General features: G+C 57.9%; 20 protein-coding genes and 1 pseudogene. 11 read left to right on the forward strand and 10 right to left on the reverse strand.

The window, feature by feature from the left end; all coding sequences use genetic code 11:
* Positions 1-45: 45 nt before the first annotated feature.
* The 11 genes from rplQ to AC2FIB_RS20830 all read left to right on the forward strand — a co-directional run bounded on the left by rplQ (position 46) and on the right by AC2FIB_RS20830 (position 11,826).
* Entirely contained in the window at positions 46-468 is a 423-nt protein-coding gene (gene rplQ / locus AC2FIB_RS20780; RefSeq protein ID WP_058272384.1) for a 50S ribosomal protein L17, read from the forward strand.
* Positions 469-627: 159 nt separating this feature from the next.
* Entirely contained in the window at positions 628-1,683 is a 1,056-nt protein-coding gene (locus tag AC2FIB_RS20785) for a TauD/TfdA family dioxygenase (protein WP_496737499.1), read from the forward strand.
* A gap of 79 nt (positions 1,684-1,762) precedes the next feature.
* Positions 1,763-3,151: a trypsin-like peptidase domain-containing protein gene (locus tag AC2FIB_RS20790; protein WP_496737535.1), complete on the forward strand. Its 1,389-nt coding sequence runs from the start codon at positions 1,763-1,765 to the stop codon at positions 3,149-3,151.
* A 4-nt stretch (positions 3,152-3,155) separates the two neighbouring features.
* Positions 3,156-4,466 carry a replication-associated recombination protein A gene (locus tag AC2FIB_RS20795; RefSeq protein WP_496737501.1) on the forward strand — a complete coding sequence of 437 codons (1,311 nt, stop codon included), beginning with the start codon at positions 3,156-3,158 and terminating at the stop codon, positions 4,464-4,466.
* 206 nt (positions 4,467-4,672) lie between these two features.
* On the forward strand, positions 4,673-5,716 hold the full coding sequence (locus AC2FIB_RS20800; RefSeq protein ID WP_496737502.1) for an RluA family pseudouridine synthase: 1,044 nt from the start codon (positions 4,673-4,675) through the stop codon (positions 5,714-5,716).
* Positions 5,713-6,384 carry an HAD-IA family hydrolase gene (locus tag AC2FIB_RS20805; protein ID WP_496737504.1) on the forward strand — a complete coding sequence of 224 codons (672 nt, stop codon included), beginning with the start codon at positions 5,713-5,715 and terminating at the stop codon, positions 6,382-6,384. Before AC2FIB_RS20800 ends, AC2FIB_RS20805 begins: the two co-directional genes overlap by 4 nt.
* A gap of 4 nt (positions 6,385-6,388) precedes the next feature.
* The gene (locus tag AC2FIB_RS20810) at positions 6,389-7,096 is read left to right on the forward strand and encodes an ATP12 family chaperone protein (protein ID WP_496737506.1); all 708 of its coding nucleotides are present in this window, start codon (positions 6,389-6,391) and stop codon (positions 7,094-7,096) included.
* Between the two features lie 208 nt (positions 7,097-7,304).
* On the forward strand, positions 7,305-8,321 hold the full coding sequence (locus tag AC2FIB_RS20815; RefSeq protein ID WP_282153884.1) for an amino acid ABC transporter substrate-binding protein: 1,017 nt from the start codon (positions 7,305-7,307) through the stop codon (positions 8,319-8,321).
* Positions 8,322-8,447: 126 nt separating this feature from the next.
* Entirely contained in the window at positions 8,448-9,716 is a 1,269-nt protein-coding gene (locus AC2FIB_RS20820) for an amino acid ABC transporter permease (RefSeq protein ID WP_282120551.1), read from the forward strand.
* A 1-nt stretch (position 9,717) separates the two neighbouring features.
* Positions 9,718-11,022, forward strand: a complete 1,305-nt coding sequence (locus tag AC2FIB_RS20825; protein ID WP_282171066.1) for an amino acid ABC transporter permease — start codon at positions 9,718-9,720, stop codon at positions 11,020-11,022.
* 12 nt (positions 11,023-11,034) lie between these two features.
* A complete protein-coding gene (locus tag AC2FIB_RS20830; RefSeq protein WP_058272392.1) occupies positions 11,035-11,826 on the forward strand; it encodes an amino acid ABC transporter ATP-binding protein in 792 nt (263 codons plus the stop codon).
* A gap of 48 nt (positions 11,827-11,874) precedes the next feature.
* On the opposite strand, the gene AC2FIB_RS20835 is transcribed toward AC2FIB_RS20830, so the two are convergent.
* The 10 genes and pseudogenes from AC2FIB_RS20835 to ttcA all read right to left on the reverse strand — a co-directional run bounded on the left by AC2FIB_RS20835 (position 11,875) and on the right by ttcA (position 21,713).
* Complete coding sequence (locus tag AC2FIB_RS20835; RefSeq protein ID WP_496737508.1) at positions 11,875-12,372, reverse strand: SixA phosphatase family protein; 498 nt, start codon at positions 12,370-12,372, stop codon at positions 11,875-11,877.
* Complete coding sequence (locus AC2FIB_RS20840) at positions 12,369-13,055, reverse strand: ferredoxin (protein WP_496737509.1); 687 nt, start codon at positions 13,053-13,055, stop codon at positions 12,369-12,371. Before AC2FIB_RS20840 ends, AC2FIB_RS20835 begins: the two co-directional genes overlap by 4 nt.
* A gap of 18 nt (positions 13,056-13,073) precedes the next feature.
* Complete coding sequence (gene argB / locus AC2FIB_RS20845; protein ID WP_058272395.1) at positions 13,074-13,937, reverse strand: acetylglutamate kinase; 864 nt, start codon at positions 13,935-13,937, stop codon at positions 13,074-13,076.
* A 105-nt stretch (positions 13,938-14,042) separates the two neighbouring features.
* A pseudogene (locus AC2FIB_RS20850) lies at positions 14,043-15,446 on the reverse strand (PepSY-associated TM helix domain-containing protein).
* A 67-nt stretch (positions 15,447-15,513) separates the two neighbouring features.
* A complete protein-coding gene (locus AC2FIB_RS20855; protein WP_496737513.1) occupies positions 15,514-15,882 on the reverse strand; it encodes a DUF2946 family protein in 369 nt (122 codons plus the stop codon).
* Positions 15,879-16,532: a ribosome biogenesis GTP-binding protein YihA/YsxC gene (yihA, locus tag AC2FIB_RS20860; RefSeq protein ID WP_496842678.1), complete on the reverse strand. Its 654-nt coding sequence runs from the start codon at positions 16,530-16,532 to the stop codon at positions 15,879-15,881. Before yihA ends, AC2FIB_RS20855 begins: the two co-directional genes overlap by 4 nt.
* Positions 16,529-17,266, reverse strand: a complete 738-nt coding sequence (locus tag AC2FIB_RS20865) for an MOSC domain-containing protein (RefSeq protein ID WP_496842679.1) — start codon at positions 17,264-17,266, stop codon at positions 16,529-16,531. The genes yihA and AC2FIB_RS20865 overlap by 4 nt, the downstream gene beginning before the upstream one ends.
* Entirely contained in the window at positions 17,263-19,092 is a 1,830-nt protein-coding gene (gene yidC, locus AC2FIB_RS20870; RefSeq protein ID WP_496842680.1) for a membrane protein insertase YidC, read from the reverse strand. Before yidC ends, AC2FIB_RS20865 begins: the two co-directional genes overlap by 4 nt.
* A gap of 123 nt (positions 19,093-19,215) precedes the next feature.
* Positions 19,216-20,748: an EAL domain-containing protein gene (locus AC2FIB_RS20875; RefSeq protein ID WP_496737517.1), complete on the reverse strand. Its 1,533-nt coding sequence runs from the start codon at positions 20,746-20,748 to the stop codon at positions 19,216-19,218.
* Positions 20,749-20,819: 71 nt separating this feature from the next.
* The gene (gene ttcA / locus AC2FIB_RS20880) at positions 20,820-21,713 is read right to left on the reverse strand and encodes a tRNA 2-thiocytidine(32) synthetase TtcA (protein WP_496737519.1); all 894 of its coding nucleotides are present in this window, start codon (positions 21,711-21,713) and stop codon (positions 20,820-20,822) included.
* Position 21,714 lies beyond the last annotated feature (1 nt).

The following is a 21,714-nucleotide window of genomic DNA, read 5'->3' on the forward strand; positions in this document are numbered from 1 at the left end:
CATCGCCGGCCAGACAAAGCAAAACGCTGAAGAAGGAACTAGAAAATGCGTCACGCACGTGGTTACCGCCGCCTGAACCGTACTCATGAGCACCGTAAGGCTCTGTTTGCAAACATGGCTGGCTCGCTCATCGAACATGAGCAGATCAAAACAACTCTGCCCAAGGCAAAAGAACTACGCCCGATCATCGAAAAGCTGGTCACTCTTGGCAAGCGCGGCGACCTGCACGCCCGCCGTCAGGCCGCATCGCAGCTGAAAGAAGACAAAGACGTCGCAAAGCTGTTCGAAATCCTGGGCCCCCGCTACGCCGAGCGTCAGGGCGGTTATGTCCGTATCCTGAAAGCAGGCTTCCGCTATGGCGACATGGCCCCAATGGCGATCATCGAATTCGTTGATCGTGATCTGGACGCCAAAGGCGCGGCTGACAAAGCCCGCGTTGCCGCCGAAGAGGCCGCAGACGAAGAATAAGAAAGCCCGGCTTTCTGAATTCAATGCCCCGCGTTTCTGACGCGGGGTTTTTTTCTTTTTGGTCCCTTGGTGTCGCGGTTAGGGCATTTTCGGCGATATCCGTTGATGAATCCCCGAACCTCACGGATCATGCAGCACGATGAGCGTGGAGGACGGATGATGGCAATCCCAACTAAATTACCGAACGAACTCACGGGGCCGTCTGTGTGGACCGGTCGGGACATGCGTGCGCGTCGGAGTGAATGGATCATTGATCTGACGGCGGACGACATCGAGGATCTTGAACAAGCTGCCCGTCACTACCTGAGCCTCGAAAGAGATATCGGTGAGATCACAAAGCCCGCTTTCCCCCTAAAGCGGTTTGACCGGCATCTGGCAAGCCTGCGAGAGAAGCTGATCAACGGGATCGGTTTCGAAGTGATCCGTGGCCTTCCGGTGCAGAATTATACGCAACAGGTCGCAGCCACGATTTTCTGCGGTGTCGGTGCTCATCTGGGCTCGGCCCGGTCACAGAACGCGCAAGGACACATTCTGGGGCATGTGCGCGACATCGGGGCAGATGCGAACGATCCGAATACTCGGATCTATCAAACGCATGAGCGCCAGACATTTCACACCGACAGCGCCGATATCGTCGGCCTGCTGTGCCTGCGCGAGGCTAAGGAGGGCGGAGATTCGCTGCTGGTCAGTGCCGAGACGATCTTTAATAGGATGCGGTCAGAATGCCCGGAATTGCTGGAACGGTTGTTTGACCCAATAGCGACCGACAGACGAGGGGAAGTGCCGGACGGGATGGAACCTTTTATGTCGATCCCGCCGTTCTCCTGGCACGATGGTAAGCTGACGGTGTTCTACCAAAGGCAGTATATCGACAGTGCGCAACGATTTCCTGAAGCGATGCGGCTGACACCGGATCACATTAAGGCGCTGGACCGATTTGATGAGCTGGCGAATGATCCCGACCTCTGTCTTTCTATGCGGTTGCAACCGGGCGACATGCAGTTCGTGTACAACCATTCGCAACTGCACGACCGGACCGGGTTCGTGGACTGGCCTGACCCGGTAGAGCGCCGCCATTTGCTGAGGCTTTGGCTGTCGCCGGAAGGAGATCGCGAATTGCCCGAAGTTTTCAGGCAACGTTACGGCACCATCGAGGTGGGCAAGCGCGGGGGGATCATCACGGAAGGCACGCGGCTGCACGCTCCGTTGGATTGAGGCCTCCAACGCGCAGAACGGATGCTTGCATTACGGCACGTGTAGACGCATATCCGATAGGCGATTAACCGACGGATGGATCATGCGGAAAGTTCTCTGTTCTCTGATGCTGGCGACACTTGCAGTGTCAGCAAATGCTGAAACAAAGGTGCCAACATCGCAGGCCGAAATCAGCCTTGGTTTCGCCCCGGTGGTGAAACAGGCCTCACCCGCAGTCGTCAATATTTATGCCAAGATCGTAAGGCAGGGCGGGGCCAATCCGTTTTTCTCGGACCCATTTTTTGAGGAGTTCTTTGGCAGGGGGTTTGCCGAACCGCGCCCACGGGTTCAGAATTCGCTGGGCTCTGGCGTCATTCTGTCTGCGGACGGCTATGTGGTGTCGAACTACCACGTTGTTGGCACGGCTACCGAAATCCGCGTGGTTACAACCGATCGACGCGAATTTTCAGCGCAAGTGGTGCTGGGCGACAAGGAAAGCGATATTGCCATCCTGCGGTTGGAAGACGCCAAGGACTTACCGCATCTGAACTTCCGCGATTCCGACCAGATCGAGGTAGGGGAACTGGCACTTGCGATCGGTAACCCTTTTGGTGTGGGACAAACCGTATCTTCCGGGATCATCTCCGGATTGGCGCGGACCGGGACGGCCACCGGCAACGCGCGTGGGTACTTTATTCAAACCGATGCCGCTATCAATCCGGGCAACTCCGGCGGAGCGCTGATCGACGTGAATGGTGATCTGATCGGGATTAACACCTCAATCCTGACGCGATCCGGCGGCTCCAACGGCATCGGGTTCGCGATCCCGGCCAATCTGGTTGCCGAATTTCTGCGCCAGGCCAAGGCTGGGAATGACAGTTTCATCAGCCCTTGGGCCGGGGTCGCTGGTCAGCACATGAGCGCAGATATCGCTGAATCTCTGGGGTTGGTATTCCCTATGGGTGTTGTGATCTCGGACCTGCACACCCTGAGTCCGCTGGGTGAGGCAGGGCTGCGCGTGGGAGACGTGGTGACCCATGTGGATGGCGATGAGGTGAATTCCCCAGCCGAGATGAAGTTCCGCATGTCCGTCGCCGGCGTCGGTGGCACTTCGGTGCTGACCCGTCTGCGGGGTCAGGACAGTGCGGATATCGAGGTTGCCTTGATCAAGGCCCCGGAAACTCCACCGGCTGATGAGACCGTTCTGAACGATGACACCGTGATGCCGGGCCTGAAGGTGTCGCGCATCAACCCGGCGATCATTACCCAAATGGGGCTTTTGCTGTCGCAAACTGGCGTGGTGATTGTGGATGCAGGCCGGTACGGTGGACGATCCGGATTGCGCGCGGGTGACGTGGTCCTAAGCATCAACGGAACGGAAGTCCGACATCCTGTGGACGTGGTGGATGCGATGAGCGATCCGGGGCGCAGATTGAATTTGGATGTTCTGCGGGGCGGACGGGCCGTATCTCTGCGGTTCCGGCTGTAACTCCATGAGCGACCTGTTCGATACCGGGGCGAGCGAGCCTGCACCATCCCCGCACCGCCCGTTGGCGGACCGGCTGCGCCCGCAGTCGTTGGCCGAGGTCATCGGACAGCAGCAGGTACTGGGCCCGGATGCTCCGCTGGGGGTCATGCTGGCCTCGGGCAGTCTGTCCAGTTTGGTTTTTTGGGGCCCGCCGGGTGTTGGGAAAACCACCATTGCACGCTTGCTGGCGCAGGAAACCGATCTGCATTTCGTTCAGATCAGTGCGATTTTTACTGGCGTGCCGGACCTGAAGAAAGTGTTTGAGGCGGCCAAGATCCGTCGGCAGAACGGGCAGGGTACGTTGCTGTTTGTCGATGAGATTCACCGCTTCAACAAAGCGCAGCAGGACGGGTTCCTGCCGCACATGGAGGATGGGACGATCCTGCTGGTCGGGGCCACGACCGAGAACCCGTCCTTTGAACTGAACGCCGCTGTGCTTAGCCGAGCACAGGTTCTGGTCCTTGAACGGCTCAGCCTCGCCGACCTTGAACGTCTGACACAGCGCGCAGAGAAAGAGCTGGACCGCGCCCTGCCGCTGACGGGCAATGCCCGCGAAGCTCTGCAAGAGATGGCGGATGGCGACGGGCGCGCTCTGTTGAATCTGATCGAACAGGTTGCGGCTTGGAAGGTGGATGCACCGCTGGACCCTGATGCGTTGTCGAAAAGATTGATGCGCCGCGCGGCCAAATACGACAAATCCGGGGACGAGCATTACAATTTGATCTCGGCACTGCATAAGTCAGTGCGCGGATCTGACCCGGATGCGGCGCTTTACTGGTTTGCGCGGATGCTGACGGGTGGGGAGGATCCGCGCTATCTGGCGCGGCGGATCACGCGGATGGCGGTCGAAGACATTGGTCTCGCCGATCCGCAGGCGCAGACGATTTGCCTGCACGCGTGGGAAACCTATGAACGATTGGGTAGCCCCGAAGGTGAATTGGCCATAGCGCAGGCGCTGGTTTATCTGGCGTTGGCCCCGAAATCGAACGGTGCCTATGTCGGGTACAAGGCGGCGATGCGATTGGCCAAGCAGTCAGGCAGCGAACCCCCGCCAAAACACATCCTGAACGCGCCGACATCGTTGATGAAAGATCAGGGCTATGGCACGGGCTATGCCTATGACCATGACGCCGAAGATGGCTTCTCCGGACAAAACTATTTCCCTGACGGCATGAAGCGACCGGAATTGTATAAGCCCGTGGAGCGTGGGTTCGAGCGTGAGTTGAAGAAGCGTCTGGATTACTTTGCCAAGCTGCGGGCACAGAGGAACGAGTAGAACACCGTTGCGTGATACGCTGAAGAACGAATGCGCAAGAGAGCAAGAGGTGATCCGACGCCGAGACAACGCAGGCGCCTGCGTTTCCCGGGCATTTGACCGGCTTGACTCTTGGCCTTTTGCACGGCACAGACGCGCATGTTTTCTAGGGCACTTACACACTTGTTTGGCGGGCGGATAATCCGCGCGACGCAGAGGATATCGGCATGAGCGGCGTACAGATGATCACCGTAGCAGAGGGTGACGGCGACCAGCGATTGGACCGCTGGCTGCGCCGCCTGTTCCCGCATGTCAGCCACGGCCGCATCGAAAAGATGTGCCGCAAAGGTGAGGTGCGCGTGGAAGGCGGGCGGGTCAAAGCCTCCACCCGGCTTGAGGTCGGGCAGGTTGTACGTGTGCCGCCGTTGCCGGATGCCGATCACAAACCGGTCGCGGTCAAACGTGGCATCTCGGATGCCGACGCCAAGATGATCCAGTCTTGCGTGATCTATCGCGACGATCATGTTCTGGCCCTGAACAAGCCACAAGGTCTTCCAGTGCAGGGCGGCAGCGGCCAGACCCGCCACGTGGACGGCCTGTCCGAGGCGTTGCGCTTTGGCTATGACGAAAATCCGCGCCTCGTGCACCGCTTGGACAAGGACACATCGGGTGTACTGTTGTTGGCCCGCACCCGCGAGGCGGCTAAAGGGCTGACGGCTGCTTTTCGTCACCGCGACACCCGCAAGATTTACTGGGCGCTTGTGGCAGGTGTGCCGACGCCATATCTGGGTGAAATCAAGACCGGGTTGGTAAAGGCCCCCGGTCACGGCAAGCACGGCGAAGGTGAAAAGATGATACCCGTGCATCTAAATGAAATTGATGAAACCCCCGGTGCGAAACGAGCGCATACGCTCTATTCAACGCTTTATCGGGTCGCGGGCCGCGCCTCGTGGGTGGCGATGGAGCCGATTACCGGGCGCACACACCAGTTGCGGGCGCATATGGCGGCAATTGGCCATCCAATTGTCGGGGATGGGAAATACGGTGGCTCGGGGCAAGAAAACTTGGGCGATGGCTGGGGCGCGCAATTGGGCGGGATTATTAGCAAAAAACTGCATTTGCACGCGCGGCAGGCTTCTTTCCAGCATCCGGTCACGCGCAAGACCATTACCGTTAAGGCGCCCTTGCCTGAGCATATGAAACACAGCTGGGACACGTTCGGCTGGACCGAAGATCTGGCCGCGGAAGATCCGTTCGAGGAACTGCAATGAGCGCACCCTTGCGTTTGGTGCTTTTTGATGTGGACGGAACCCTTGTCGACAGCCAGGGCAGCATTGTCGCGGCGATGACCGCCAGTTTTGGGGCCCTGTCCCTGACGGTCCCCGACCGCAAGGCGATTTTGTCCATCGTCGGTCTGTCCTTGCCCAATGCAATGGCCCGGCTTGTGCCCGAGCAGAGCGAAACGGTTCAACACAACCTTGTCGAGGGCTACAAACAGGCCTATCACGCAAATCGTTTGGAGCAGGGGGCTGCAAACTCGCCGCTCTACCCCGGTGCGCGGGACGCAATCGAAACCCTGCATGACATCCCCGAGGTGCTGCTGGGTGTGGCCACCGGAAAATCCCAACGCGGTCTGGATGCCTTGATCGAAGCACATGACCTGGAGCGCTATTTCGTGACCCGGCAGGTTGCGGACCATCACCCCTCGAAACCGCATCCGTCGATGATCGACACGGCCCGTTCTGAAACCGGCGTTGATGCGGCGGATACGGTGATGATTGGCGATACCCGGTTCGACATGGATATGGCGCGGGCTGCCGGAGTAACAGGCATCGGCGTATCCTGGGGATATCATGACCGATCAGCCCTGAACGGCGCGGCCTGTATAATTGAAAATTTTGGCCAGTTGCCCCGTGCGCTGGATAATATCTGGACCTGAAGACATGAGTGACTGGAAGCCCAAGCGATTTTGGACCGCCTGCGCGGTTGTCCAAGCGGAAGACGGATACACCGTCGAATTGGACGGTCGCCGGGTCAAGACCCCGGCCAAGGCCGCATTGATCCTGCCGACGCAGGCAATGGCCGACGCGGTTGCTGCAGAATGGGATGCGCAGAAAAAAGAGGTTGATCCGACCCTGATGCCGTTTACCCGGTCTGCAAATGCGGCCATCGACAAAGTGCGTCATCAGCACGCCGAGGTTGCGGACATGCTGGCCGATTACGGCGATTCGGATTTGTTGTGTTACCGGGCGACACACCCGCAAACGTTGCAGCAGCGACAGGCAGATCAGTGGGACCCGGCCCTGGATTGGGCAGCTGAAACCCTAGCCGCGCGATTGGTTCCTGTGGTTGGTGTGCTGCATCAGCCACAGTCTGCAGAAGCGCTCAGCACACTTCGAGGCCGCGTACACGAATTCAACGACTTCCAGCTCGCCGCCTTTCACGATCTGGTCAGCCTGTCCGGCTCACTGGTACTGGGATTTGCCGCCGCCATGGACTGGCGCGCGGCGGACGAAATCTGGGACATCTCAAGGCTCGACGAAGCCTGGCAAACCGAACAATGGGGCCACGATGACGAGGCGCACGCGGTTGCCGAGATCAAAAAAGCTGCGTTTCTACACGCCAAACGGTTCATTGAAATCTCTATCTGAGCCTATTGGGCATTAATTTTTGACACAGATCCGGTCATCGCTGAGTTGACTCATCGTTTTCCCTGATCCGACCCTTGACGTTTGTTTATGAATGCGAGCAAACTCATGCCCACTAAAGGGGAGACACCTTTGGAGTAACCTTTCTGGTGCCAGAGGTGCCGGACAGAGCCGTCCCGGAATAGGGGCGGGTAAACAGGAAGAGGTAAAAATGAAAAAATCCGTAATTTTGGGCGTGGCCACAGTTGCCGGTCTGGCTGCTGCGGCAGCGACAGCGGGCACTGTTGACGACGTCAAAGCGCGCGGCAAGCTGAACTGTGGCGTGTCCTCGGGACTGGCCGGCTTTTCGCTGCCTGACGCGAATGGCGAATGGCAAGGTTTTGACGTCGCGGTCTGCCGTGCCGTCGCCGCGGCCGTTCTGGGTGATTCCAGCGCTGTTGAGTTTGTACCGACCACCGGTAAGACGCGCTTCACTGCGCTGGCTTCGGGTGAGATCGACATGCTGGCACGTAACACCACATGGACCTTCAGCCGCGATGTCGACCTGAAGTTCGAATTTGCTGGCGTCAACTACTATGACGGTCAGGGTTTCATGGTTCCGAAAGCGCTGGGCGTAAGCTCGGCCAAGGAACTGGACGGCGCGACCGTCTGCATCCAAACCGGCACCACCACCGAGCTGAACCTGGCCGATTTCTTCCGTGCCAACAACATCAGCTACGAGCCGGTTCCGATCGAAACCAACGCCGAAGCGCAACAGCAGTATCTGGCTGGCGCATGTGACGTTTACACCACCGATGCATCGGGCCTGGCTGCAACCCGCGCCACGTTTGAAAACCCCGGTGATCACGTCCTGCTGCCTGAAATCATCTCAAAAGAGCCGCTGGGCCCGCTGGTCCGTCATGGCGATCACGAGTGGGGCGACGTTGTCCGCTGGACTCTGAACGCACTGGTTTCGGCTGAAGAGCTGGGCGTGACCTCGGCAAACATCGACGAGCTGAGCGCTGGCACCGACAATCCGGAAGTGAACCGTCTGCTAGGTACCGAAGGTACTCTGGGCGAGATGCTGGGTCTGAACGCAGATTGGGCAGCAAACGCCATCAAAGCGGGTGGTAACTACGGCGAAGTGTTTGCCAAGAACATCGGTGAAGAAACTCCGATTGGTCTTGCACGCGGCCTGAATGCCCAGTGGACCGATGGTGGTCTGCTGTATTCGCCGCCGTTCCGCTAAAATCCACGGGAAAGGGCGCGGGGCAACCTGCGCCCTTTTTCCATAAATAAGAAACACTCCCGGATGGATTGAGCGAAGATCAACTTCGCCGGCAAAAAACGGGATGCACGGGGAAAAACATAGGTCATGACGACTCTCACTGACCCGCCGAAGGAGCAGTTCCGGCTGTCCATGCTCCTTTACGATACGCGGTACCGATCAGCGACCATTCAGGTCATTGCATTAATCGGTTTCATGCTTCTGGCAGCCTGGATCATCTCAAATACCATTCAAAACCTTGAAGGGTTGGGAAAACCGGTCGAATTCGGTTTTTTTGCAGAATCCGCAAGTTATGACATTAACCAGCGATTGCTGGAATACACCTCACAGGACAGCCATCTTCGCGCCGCGTTCATCGGTTTGCTGAACACGCTTGTCGTTGCGGTTCTCGGGTGTATCACGGCGACGATAGTCGGCGTTTTTGTCGGCGTGCTGCGTCTGTCGAACAACTGGTTGGTCGCGCGCATCATGACCTTCTATGTCGAGATTTTCCGTAACGTGCCCGTCCTGCTTTGGATCGTTCTGGCCATGGCCATTTTGATCGAAGGCTTGCCGGCACCCAATGCGTTCCGAGGTGATAACCCAACGGCAACGATGGATCTGTTCAACACTGTCGCCGTTACCAATCGGGGTGTTTACATCCCTGAGTTTCTGTTCTCGCGTAGCTTGGGTGACATCCACTTGTTCGGTACATCAAGCCTTCGGTTTGATATATCGCTGGATCTGGTCGCGTTTCTGGTCGTTCTGGGTGGCAGCATCTTTACCATGCGCAAAGTGTCCGCCTGGGCCGCCGCCAAACAGGAATCAACCGGCGACCGTCCTAAGATCTGGCATATCCAGCTGGGCATTCTGTTCGTCCCGATGATCATACTGATGACTGCACTGGGCTTACACCTTGGATACCCGGAATTGAAAGGATTCAATTTCAGAGGCGGCACGCATATGCGCAACTCTCTGATCGCGCTATGGCTGGCTTTGTCGCTATATACGGCGGCCTTCATCGCCGAGATCGTACGCGCCGGCATTCTGGCTATTTCCAAGGGACAGACCGAAGCTGCGTCTGCGCTGGGCTTGCGTCCGGGTCGCACCATGCGGCTGGTTATCCTGCCTCAGGCGCTGCGTGTGATCATCCCGCCGATGATCTCGAACTATCTGAACCTGACCAAGAACTCGTCACTGGCGATTGCGGTCGGATACATGGACATCACGGGGACCCTGGGTGGCATCACCATGAACCAGACCGGCCGCGAGCTGGAATGCGTTCTGCTGCTGATGCTGGTCTATCTGGCCATCTCGCTGAGCATTTCAGCGGTGATGAACTGGTACAACAACCGTGTCAAACTGGTGGAGCGGTAATATGAGTGATGTTTCATTTGTCCGCACGGAAATGTTGCCGGAACAAGCCCCGCCAGCGTCCGAAGTCGGAGCAATCGGGTGGATCAGGCACAATCTGTTCTCAGGCTGGTTTAACTCGATCCTGACGTTGGTTTCGCTTTACGCGATCTGGTACGTTTTGTCGGGCGTTCTGCCATGGATCTTTCAGTCTGTCTGGAACGCCAACTCGCTGAACGAATGCCGCGAGATCATGATTGCCACTTGGGGTTCAACCCATGGCCATGCCTGCTGGGCGGTGATCAATGACCGCTGGTTGCAGTTGCTGTTCGGGTTCTACCCGAGCCACCTGTACTGGCGTCCGATTGTATCGCTGATCCTGCTGTTGGTCGCATTGGCCCCGGTTCTGTACTCGGATCGTGTGCCGTCCAAGATGCTGATCGTCACGGCGATCTATCCGTTCCTGATGCCATTCCTGATGTGGGGCGGCACCATTTGGGGACCGATCGCGGCAGCGTTGGGGTTTGTTGTCGGCTGGGGTGCCTACACCCTTGTCAGCAAACAACTGAGCGGTCTGTTTGGCTTGATTGCGGGCGTCGCAGCGTCGGTTATCTGGTGGCTGGTTCTGTCCAGCTATTTCGTCGGTGCCCTGGACTCGATCCTGCCAATCGGTATCGAAGCCGTACAAAGCCGCCAGTTCGGTGGCTTCATGCTGGCGATCCTGCTGGGTGTCGTGGCCATTGGTGTCTCGTTGCCGATCGGAATTGTACTGGCGCTGGGCCGTCAGTCCGACCTGATGATCGTCAAGTACCTGTGCGTGGGCTTTATCGAGTTCATCCGCGGTGTGCCGCTGATCACGCTGTTGTTCGTGGCCTCGCTGCTGCTGAACCTGTTCCTGCCGCCGGGCACCAACTTTGACATCATCCTGCGGGTGATGATCATGATGACCCTGTTCTCAGCCGCCTATATGGCCGAGGTGATCCGGGGTGGTCTGGCTGCCCTGCCACGGGGTCAGTATGAAGGTGCCGACAGTCTCGGCCTGAACTACTGGCAAGCACAGCGACTGATCATCATGCCGCAAGCCCTGAAAATCTCAATTCCGGGCATCGTGAGCACATTCATCGGGATCTTCAAAGATACGACACTGGTGTCGATCATCGGATTGTTCGACGTGATCGGACTGGCATCTGCCATCCGCGCCGACACCGCCTGGAACGGCATCTACTGGGAACTGTTCGCGTTTATCGCTGCGCTGTTCTTCGTCGTCTGCTTCTCCATGTCCCGTTACTCCATGTATCTGGAGCGCAAGCTTCAGACTGGCCACCATTAAGGAGTTCAACATATGTCTGAACTTGCAATTGACCGTCAAATCGATCGCTCGAAGATGCAGGTGAGCGACGAGGTCGCCATCGAAATCAACAACATGAACAAGTGGTACGGATCTTTCCACGTGCTGCGCGACATCAATCTGACCGTCAATCAAGGCGAGCGGATCGTGATCGCGGGGCCTTCCGGTTCCGGAAAGTCCACACTGATCCGTTGCTTGAACGCGCTGGAGGAACACCAGCAGGGCACGATCATGGTGGATGGGACCGAGCTGTCGAATGACCTCAAGAACATCGACAAGATCCGGTCCGAGGTTGGCATGGTGTTCCAGCACTTCAACCTGTTCCCGCATCTGACCATTCTGGAGAACTGCACGCTGGCCCCGATCTGGGTGCGCAAGACGCCCAAGAAAGAGGCGGAAGAGCGCGCGATGCACTTCCTGGAGAAGGTGAAAATCCCCGAGCAGGCGGATAAGTATCCCGGTCAGCTTTCAGGTGGTCAGCAGCAGCGTGTGGCAATTGCCCGCTCGCTCTGCATGATGCCGCGGATCATGTTGTTCGATGAACCGACATCGGCGCTGGACCCCGAGATGATCAAAGAGGTGCTCGACACCATGATCGAGCTGGCCGAGGAAGGCATGACCATGCTGTGCGTCACGCACGAGATGGGCTTTGCCCGTCAGGTTGCCAACCGAGTGATCTTTATGGATGCCGGTCAGATCGTGGAGCAGAACGAACCGGAAGAGTTCTTCAACAACCCGCAGAGCGAGCGGACCAAGCTGTTCCTCAGCCAAATTCTGGGTCACTGAACCCGGTTACCAATTCAGGAGAAGGCGGGGCTTTGGCCTCGCCTTTTTCTATTCCAGCAACTCGCGTGGAATAACAAACCCCTGCACATCGCCGCTGTGCCACCGGACGTCGGACCAATCCCCAATGTCAAAGCGGATCACAGTCGTTGCACAGGTCGGGTAGTCGTAGAACCGGGCGTGATCCGGTGGGTGCTTAACGATTTGGTTGGCAAAAGCGGCAATGCCGGGATTGTGCCCTAGCATCAAAACGGTTTGTTTCGTCGCGCCCGATAATTCAAGCAGCATATCTGCGGAGTCCGCATGATAAAGTGTTCGGTGAAAGCAAACGCTATCTGCCTGCAGACCCATCCTCTCCCACGTCTCGCGGGTTCTGACCGAACTTGAGCTGAGAACTTCATCCGGCAGCCAGTCGTTTTCACGCAGCCACGTCGCAATCGCCGGGGCCGACTTGCGCCCGCGCTTGTTCAGCGGGCGATCATGATCGGCAAGGGCCGGACTGTCCCAACTGGATTTCGCATGGCGTGTCAGGATCAGAGTGCGGGTCATGACGGGTGAAACGCTCTCATGTGATGTGCAGATTGTTCGGGATCACGCGCGGCGCCCGAGCTGAGAGGACAGGACAGCCGCACAAGACAACCGCCGGTCATGCAGGTTTGCCCTTCAGGAGTGGACAGGTGTCCATGGCACGTCGACACATCATAAAAATCCCGACTGTTCAGAGCGCCGACAGGGCATGTCTGGGTGCAGGGGGCGGCGCAGGTGGTGCAGGGGGACGCGTCAGGTGGAGCGGGTATGGGAATTTCGTTGATGAAATGCAACGCACCCCGGAACGAGATCATCATGCCGACCTCATCGTGCACCAAAGCGCCCACCGGGCTGCTGAACGTGCGTCCCGATTTCAATGCCCAGTCGATAAAGGGCGTATAGGGCGGGCCGCCAAACGGAAAATAGGCTGTTGCGGATAAGTCCTGTGCCATCTGCCCCACCACACGCGACGACCAGCGGTCGACCGGGTCCTTGCCTTGCCATTCAGGCGAGGATTTCAGGGCGGGCCAGAAAGCCCCCCCTGCACCCAACAGGATCAGCGTGCCGTCTTCCAACTGCTTGGCGTCTGTAACGCGAGGGTGCAGCACGCCCATGATGATCAGGCCAACGTCCTGTGCAGCCTTTTCGATATCAGCATAGCTAAGCGCTGCCGGGTCAGAGGAGGGGGGATGGCGTTTGGTCATGTCTCCTCCGCCAAAGGCTCAGTCCGGTCGGATCAGCGACCCTGCGCCGTGTTCCGTATAAAGTTCAAGCAAGACGGCATTGGGCGCGCGTCCGTCAAGGATAACCACGGCACGGACCCCGCTGTGCAGCGCGTCCAGAGCCGTTTCGGTCTTGGGTATCATGCCGCCCGCAATGGTGCCGTCCAGCGTCATCTCGCGGATCTGACCCGCCTTTAGTTCGGTCACGACGTCCCCGGCTGCGTTTTTGACGCCCGAGACATCGGTCAACAGCAGCAGTCGATCCGCCTTTAGCGCGGATGCAATAGCACCAGCGGCAGTATCCCCATTGACGTTGAAGGTTTCCCCGTTCCGGCCCGCACCCAGCGGGGCGATGACAGGAATTACATCATGGGCAAACAGGTCATGCAGGATTTTCGGGTTCATCTCTGCGGGACTTCCGACAAAACCCAGGGATTCATCGGTCTGATCACAAGTCATCAACTGCGCATCCTTGCCCGACAAGCCCACGGCCGAGCCGCCCTGGCCATTGATCGCCTGCACGATGCGCTTGTTCACGAGGCCGGACAGCACCATCTCAACTACTTCAACGGTTGCTTTGTCGGTGACACGCTTGCCGTTTACGAATTCGGACTGGATATCCAGCTTATCCAGCATCGCGTTGATCATTGGACCGCCGCCGTGCACGACAACCGGGTTCACCCCGACCTGACGCATCAGGACGACATCGCGGGCGAAGCTTTCCATGGCTTCGTCACTGCCCATGGCGTGGCCGCCAAGTTTAATGACGACAATAGCGCCGTCGTAGCGTTGCAGGTATGGCAGTGCGCTGTTCAGCGTTGCGGCGGTGGCGATCCAGTCCCGGTTCATGTCTCTTGTCTTCATGGCTGCAGTCCCTCTGGGAACCCGTGTTAGGGCCTTTGTACAGCTCTGCCAAGACCGGATCGCGCATAGGGCCGCACCGGTTGCCCGGATGCGGCTGTTTGTGTGTCAGCTTATCGCGCGTTTCATCGCCGGGATGTTGCTGATCAGCAGCAAATCGAAGGCCAGTACGGTCAGCAAGGTGAGGCCCACCAGCGGGAACGCCATCGCGGTGAACAAGCCGATCAGGACGGCCCCTTTCCACAATGGCAGTTCCGCTGGCATCGGCGGCGCGGCCAGACGTCCGGCCCGTTGGGGACGACGCTTTACCCACAACACAACGCCCGAGACGCAGACGAAGATGACAGACAGGCAGAACACCAGGTTCAGGACAAAGTTCCACATGCCCATCAGACCCATGTGAAACGGGATCCCAATGGCCATGGATTTTCCCATCAACGAGTAATCTTCATACCGGACATCCGCCAGAATCTTGCCGGTAAATTGGTCCACGTGGACAGTGCGGTCGTTCACCGGATCGGTCGAGTCGCTGCTCATGCTGTCGCGGTTCAGGGTCCAGACACCGTCCTCGCCGTTGGGATAGGCCACACGGAACCGGCCTGTCATGTCCAAAGCGGTGCCAAGGGCCACAAGCGCGTCGATATCGACCTGCGTGCTTTGTGGGACACCGTCGATCCCGGCCTCGGACCCAGAAGCGGGCATGGGCGTTTGTTCCAACGCCCATGGGACATCATTCTGGTGGCCGTGGTTCATGCTGGCGTGGATGTCATCGGACAGGGGGACATTGTCCCATTTTTCGGCTGGAAAGCTGCTCCATGGCTGAACGATCATACCGCCCCAGACGCCCGCCTAGGACAGGCCCGAGATCAGGAAGACTACCAATAGCCCGGACATCCAAAACCCAATCACAGCGTGCAGCGACCGCCACAATGCGCGGCCGCGTGCGCGCAGATTGGGCACAAAAGCGGCCAAGGTGTTTCCACGCGGCCACCACATGTAAAGACCGGTAATTACCAAAAGCAGGCTCAGCCCCGCTGCGATTTCAATAATGCGGTCTCCGGTCGTGCCAATCAGAAGGGTCGAGTGGATGTTGTCGGCCAGATCATACCATCCGGCGCGACGATCCCAGACCTGCAGAACCTCTCCGGCGTAAGGATCGACGGCGACAAGACGCTGACCTTCTTCGGTTTTGATGCGAAACACAGTGGCCAGATTATCAGCTTTCGGACCAATCCACTCGGCAACCGTGCCAGGCACCTCGTCAAGGGCGATAAGGGCCTGTTGCGAGGCCGGTAACGCTTGCCCGTGGACATCCACGGCGATTTTTTCGCCGTCGCGACCATCGAACTGAGTGATGAACATCATCATTAGTCCGGTTACTGCCAGAATGATCAGGAACGGGATAACGAAGATCCCGGCATAAAAGTGCCACCGCCAGGCGGCGAAATAGAATTTTTGCGCAGCAGTGTTCTGCGCCGGGGTATCCCCCAGGTTTTGGCTATCCAGTGCCATTTTTGTTCTCCGGATTCGATTACTGCCCCGCGCAGAGTGTGCACGGGTTCAAAAGTGTTGAGGTGAATCAGGAAGAGAAGGGTGGCCCCCGCGCATCATAGCGAGCGTAAAACCCGGCACTGCGATGGGTGAAATCACGATGGATCCAGCGTGGCTGGATTTTCGCCGTAAAGGGGACAATCTCGCCGACTGACGGCAGGTGTGTATCCGCCGTTAGGCCCGCGAATGGGCACATCGCGCGCGAATCCGTGTCATCGTGCACAGGATCGCCGGGGTTCAGGTCAACCCATTGTTCGACCGTTCCATCGCCAGTACAGATCACCAGCAGCACTTTCCCATCACTGCCCATCGCGGGCATCCAGCCCTGCGGGATCATGCCGGTCAGCACAACTGCCAGCAATGTAAGGATTGGGAAAATGCGGCCGATCTGGATCATTCCAGATGTGCGATGATCGAACGAAGGGTCGGAATACCGTCACCCTTTTCGGACGACGTCAGCACGATCTCCGGATATGCCGCCGGGTGCTTGGACAATGCGCCGCGAACCTGATCCAACACCTTCTGCCGGTCATTGGCCTTGACCTTGTCCGCCTTGGTCATCACGCACTGAAATGTAACAGCGCTGGAATCCAGCAGCCTCATGATCTCGGCATCGACCGGCTTCACCCCATGGCGCGAGTCAATCAGGACAAAGGCCCGTCGCAGGGTCTGGCGGCCGCTTAGATACTGTTTCAGCAGCCGCTGCCATTTTTCAACAACCTTCACCGGGGCGTTGGCGTAGCCGTACCCGGGCAGGTCAACCAGATAAAGCTCGGGACCTTGCGTGAAAAAGTTGATCTCTTGCGTGCGGCCCGGAGTGTTGGACGCGCGTGCCAGACCTTTGGTGCCGGTCAGTGCATTGATCAGGCTGGACTTGCCTACGTTTGAACGTCCGGCAAAGCAGACCTCAAGCCGGTCAGGGGTCGGCAGGCCGTTCATTGCGACCACGCCTTTGACAAACTCGGATTGTCCCGCGAACAATTTTCGACCACGTTCCAGCGCGAACTTGTCCGGGTCTTCGACCAGTGGGAAGGGAAGGGTGCTCATAACGCGTGAACCTTATCGCCAACTGAAATTGCGCCGCCCCGGACAACCTCGGCATAAACGCCGAAATCCTGATGACCCCAGCTGTTCAATGTGCCCAGCGTATCCGCATCGCGCACGCCGGTTTTCGGATTTGCCGTTGTCGCCAAACAGCGTCGGATTCGTTCTTTGACATGAAACACGGCCTCACCGATCTGTACTTCGCGATCCAGCCAGTCGAATTCTTCCCACAAGGGCAGGCCATCGAACCAGATATTGCCACGCCAGCGCTGGATCGACAGATCGCTGCCAAGCTTTTGCCCGACCGCGCGGTGCGATGCCATGTTGCACAGGCTGATCGAAGGGTAATCGCTGTCAGTCATGCCGCGACCCGGCACTCGGATGATCCGGGCTGACGCCGCCCGATCCGCAGGCATCAACGGCTGGACCCAGTCCAAAAAGACCTGCTGTTCCCCATCTGGATTAAAAGTCAGATCCGGACGATCCGGATGTGTCAGAGTTATCGTGTCGCCGTTCAGCCGGGCCGAGATAGCCATCAGTTGCGGTGCTTTCGCGCCGCGACTGAAATTGGCGCAAGGCACCCATTGAGAACCATCCGCCTTCGACGCCTCATGCGCGACTGCCCAAACGCGATCCCCGGGCATAGTCTGCCCGGGGGTCACTGATACGGTCTGGAGGGCCTCGCGACCATGACTTTTGATCGGATGCCGCCAGATATGGGTTACTTTAGCATTCATTTGTCGTCCGTTTTGGGCGTCCGCTTGAAGCCGGATTTGATATTGCCGAACACGTCAGGCTTATAGCCCTGACTACGCATGATCAGGTATTGCTGCGTAAACGTGATCGTGTTGTTCGCGATCCAGTAAACAACCAGTCCGCTTGCAAAGCTGCCCAACATGAACATGAAAACCCAAGGCATCCAGGCAAAGATCATCGCCTGAGTCGGGTCAGTTGGTGCCGGGTTCAGCTTTTGCTGCAACCACATCGAGATCCCCAACAGCAAAGGCAGGATACCGATGAAGATCAGTGCCATGAAGGTGTCTGGCTGCGGGCCGGCAAAGGGCAGCAAACCAAACAGGTTCATGATCGAAGTCGGATCAGGTGCGCTGAGGTCCTGGAACGGGCCAAACCAGGGAGCCTGACGCAGTTCGATGGTGACGAAGATCACCTTATACAGCGAGAAGAATATCGGGATCTGCATGAGGATCGGCAAACAGCCCGCGGCGGGGTTTACCTTTTCCCTCTTGTACAGCTCCATCATGCCTTGCTGCATCTTTTGGCGATCGTCGCCAGCGGCTTCTTTCATGGCCTCCATCTGCGGCTGAAGCTCTTTCATCTTCGCCATCGAGACATAGGATTTGTACGCCAGCGGGAACAGGATCGCCTTGATGATCAGCGTCAGGCCAATGATCGACCAACCCATGTTGCCGATCAGGGCGTTGATGTTGTGCAGCAGCCAGAAAATCGGCTTGGTCAGGAAGTAGAACCAGCCCCAGTCGATGCTGTCGACGAACTTCTGTACACCGTCAGCCTGATACTCGCGGATGGTTTCCCATTCTTTGGCACCCGCGAACAGTTGGGTGGTGACTTCTTCAGTTGCGCCGGGCGCGACAGTCAGCGTCGGCAGAACCGTTTCGGTCTGATAAATCTTGCGGCGGGCGTCATATTTTGCCGCAGCCTTGAATGCCGACCCCTCTGCAGGGATCAGAGTGGTCATCCAGTAGTGATCGGTAAAGCCGACCCAGCCACCTTCCTTGACCTGAAAGACTTCGGCTTGCGCACGCTCATTCGGGTCAATGTCAAAGTCGCGCACATCGCCATAGTCGATCTCGTCCAGAACGCCGTCAGCCATAACCATAACGCCTTCATGCAGGATGAAGAAGTTTTTCAGATCGGGCAGGTCGCCGTCTTCGCCAATGCCGTGACGGGCCAGGATGCCATATGGGGCCATGCCGATCTCGGCCTGGGTATTATTCTCAACCGACTGGGTGACGGTGAACATGTAGTCCTGGTCAACCTCAATAGTGCGGCGGAAGGTCAGGCCCTTGCTGTTGTCCCATTTCAGAGTGACCGGAGTATCGACCCCCAGGGTTTCGCCGTCTTCGACGGTCCACATCGTATTAGGGCCGGGGACGTCAGCGCCGGCGACGCCTGCGCCCGGTGCCCATCCGTACAAGGCATAGTAAGCCGATTCCGAACCAACGGGCGACAGCAGCTCGACAATGGGTGCGCCTTCTTCGATCGAAACTTTGTAATCTTTCAGGAACAGCTCATCGATACGACCGCCGGACAGGGACAGGCTGCCTTTCAGGCGCGGTGTTTCAATCTCGACCCGAGGTGCTTGGGCGTCGGGCTCGATCTCGGTGGCGTCTGCGGTTGCTTCACCAACTGTATTGGTGCCAGCAGCGCTTGGGGTCTGAACCTCTGTACCATCAGTCGCGCTGATCTCGGCAGATTCCGGTGCGGTCGTCGGCTCGGGCGGTGGAAACAGCACGAACCAAACCAGGATCACGAGAAAGCTGAGCGCGGTTGCGAGGATGAGGTTCTTGTTCTGATCGTCCATCGGGGACAGCCACCTTAAGCAGTGAAAGACACCCGCTGGGTTCAACAGAGTGCGGGCCCAAAGGTCAAGCGGAATCGCCCTGTAATTCATCACCGATTGGGGTTCTGTGGCGTTAATTCGCGCCTAAGGACGTGCCTGACGCCCGATTTTTGGCATTCCGTTGAGTTTGTTTTGATGTGCGGCCATCCAGTCCAACGTCTTTTCAAAGGGCATGGGCTTGCCAATTCCAAACCCCTGCACGTGGTCGCAGCCCAGTTGCGCCATCAGGGCATGCTCGCCTTGTGTCTCGATCCCCTCGGCCAGAGTTTCGACATTCAGCCGTTCCGCCATGGTCAAAATCGCGCTGACCAACTGTTGCTGGCTTGCGTCCCGATCCGCCTTTGCCACGAAGGACCGATCGATTTTAATGCGTGAAACGTCAAAGCGCTTGATCGACGCAATGGAGGCGTGGCCAGTGCCGAAATCATCGAGGTCAATGCAGCAGCCGAGCTTGGACATGCTTATTACGTTGCGGGTGATCACGTCATCGGGCCGCCTGGAAAACACTGTTTCAAGAATCTCGACGGTCAATCTGTCGGGCGTCAGGTCATTTTGATCCAGCTCCCATTTCAGACGGTCGATCAACGCCGGGTCGCGCAGCTCTTCTGACGAGAAATTCACGCCAATCCGGGGCACAACGACACCGGCAAGGTTCCACTGGCGCATGGCGGCGAAAGCGTGATGGCGCATCACCTGACCCAAGCGTTCCATCAGATCGGCTTGTTCTGCAAAAGGCAGGAAAACCGGCGGTCCCAGCACGCCTTTCTGTGGGTGTTCCCAACGGGCAAGCGCCTCGAACCCGGTAACGTGGCCGGTGTCGGTGGAAATCTGCGGCTGAAACCATGGGCGGATTTCACCACTATCCAAGGCCGCAATAAACTCGTTGCGCAGGTTGGCACGCACGCGTGCCCGCCGCTGCGTTTCAGATGAAAAGGCGCGGATGGTTGCAGGACCGTTCCTTTGTGCTTCGGCCAAGGCCGCGTTGGCGGCATCGATCCACTCGGCAAAGGTGATGTCGGGCAAAGTGGATTGCAGACAAAACCCGATTGAACATGACATGTAAACGCTGGTGCCATTTAGCAAGATTGGCTCATCGACGGCGGCCTGAATGCGCCCCGACATCTGAATGCAGGCCTCCAGATCCAGATTCTGCGCGGCGTGCAGGCCGATTGCGATCTTGCCCTGGTCCAGCCCAGTGGCAATGTCATGTGAGCGTATGACCGAAAGTACCCGGCTGCGGAATTGGTCAGCCATTACGTTCCCGGCCGCATTTCCGTGCAGATCAAGACATTCAGAAAACCCGTCCAATTCAACAATCATACAGGAGGCTTCGTGGCCAGTGCGCTGATTTTCCGCAAACAGCGTTTCCATCTGGGCCGCAAACCTGTCGAGAGGAAGGAGGCCGTTACCGTCTTTTTCCCGATTGCTGGCCTTGTGCGCGGTCGATACCGCGGCGAACACAAGCGGCAGGGTAAGTGCCACGACAACCAATGCCCGCTCACCACCAATCCAATACGCGGCCAGACTGATCGCAGGCGCGAAGGCCAAGGCGGGCGGGCCGCTTAGCACCATGGCAAGAGAGTCAAAAATTCTGCTTACTGAGATATGTTTCCACATCGGATCTTCGGGCCTCTACCTTGCGTTTGAAACGCTCAGGTCGACCCTAGGAAACCAATCTGAGTCACTCGTTAACGGAGCTGCGGAATTTCGCCCGAATTTTCGTCTTTTTCATTCGATTTGAGTGCAAGATTTTGAAAATCAAACAATTTTGGGTCCAAAAGATGCGACGGACGCGCATTTGTCAGGGCCCGGAACATCACTTGACGGCGTCCGGGGCTGTTCTTTTCCCACTGATCCAAAATCTGTTTGACCTGCTGACGTTGCAACCCATCCTGACTGCCGCAGAGGTCGCAGGGGATAATCGGATAGTTCATCGAGGTCGCGAATTTCTCGCAATCGGCCTCAGCCACATGGGCGAGGGGGCGGAAGACGAACAAATCGCCTTCTTCGTTCACCAGCTTGGGCGGCATGGTGGCCAAGCGCCCGCCGTGAAACAGGTTCATGAAGAACGTCTCGAGGATATCGTCGCGGTGGTGGCCCAGTACGACGGCCGAGCATCCCTCTTCCCGGGCAATGCGATACAGGTTGCCTCGGCGCAGGCGCGAACACAGGGCGCAAAAGGTGCGGCCCTGCGGAACCTTGTCCATGACGATGGAATAGGTGTCCTGATATTCAATCCGATGCGGAACGCCCATTCGTTCCAGGAACTCAGGCAGGACAGTGGACGGAAACCCGGGCTGGCCTTGGTCCAGGTTGCAGGCCAACAGATCAACCGGCAGCAGACCGCGCCATTTCAGCTCATAGAGAACCGCCAACAGGGTATAGCTGTCTTTGCCGCCCGAAAGACAGACCAGCCAGCGGGGTGGTTTGCCGTCTTTGTCATGCGCCGAAGCGTTCACCATCCCGTACTGCTCAATGGCCTCACGGGTCTGGCGCACGATGCGTTTGCGCAGCTTTTTGAACTCGGTGGTCGAGGGTGCGCCTGCAAAGAGCGGGTGGATATCGTCAGCTTCGTCAAACATG

It is taken from the genome of Ruegeria sp. YTSA072 (assembly GCF_059610285.1).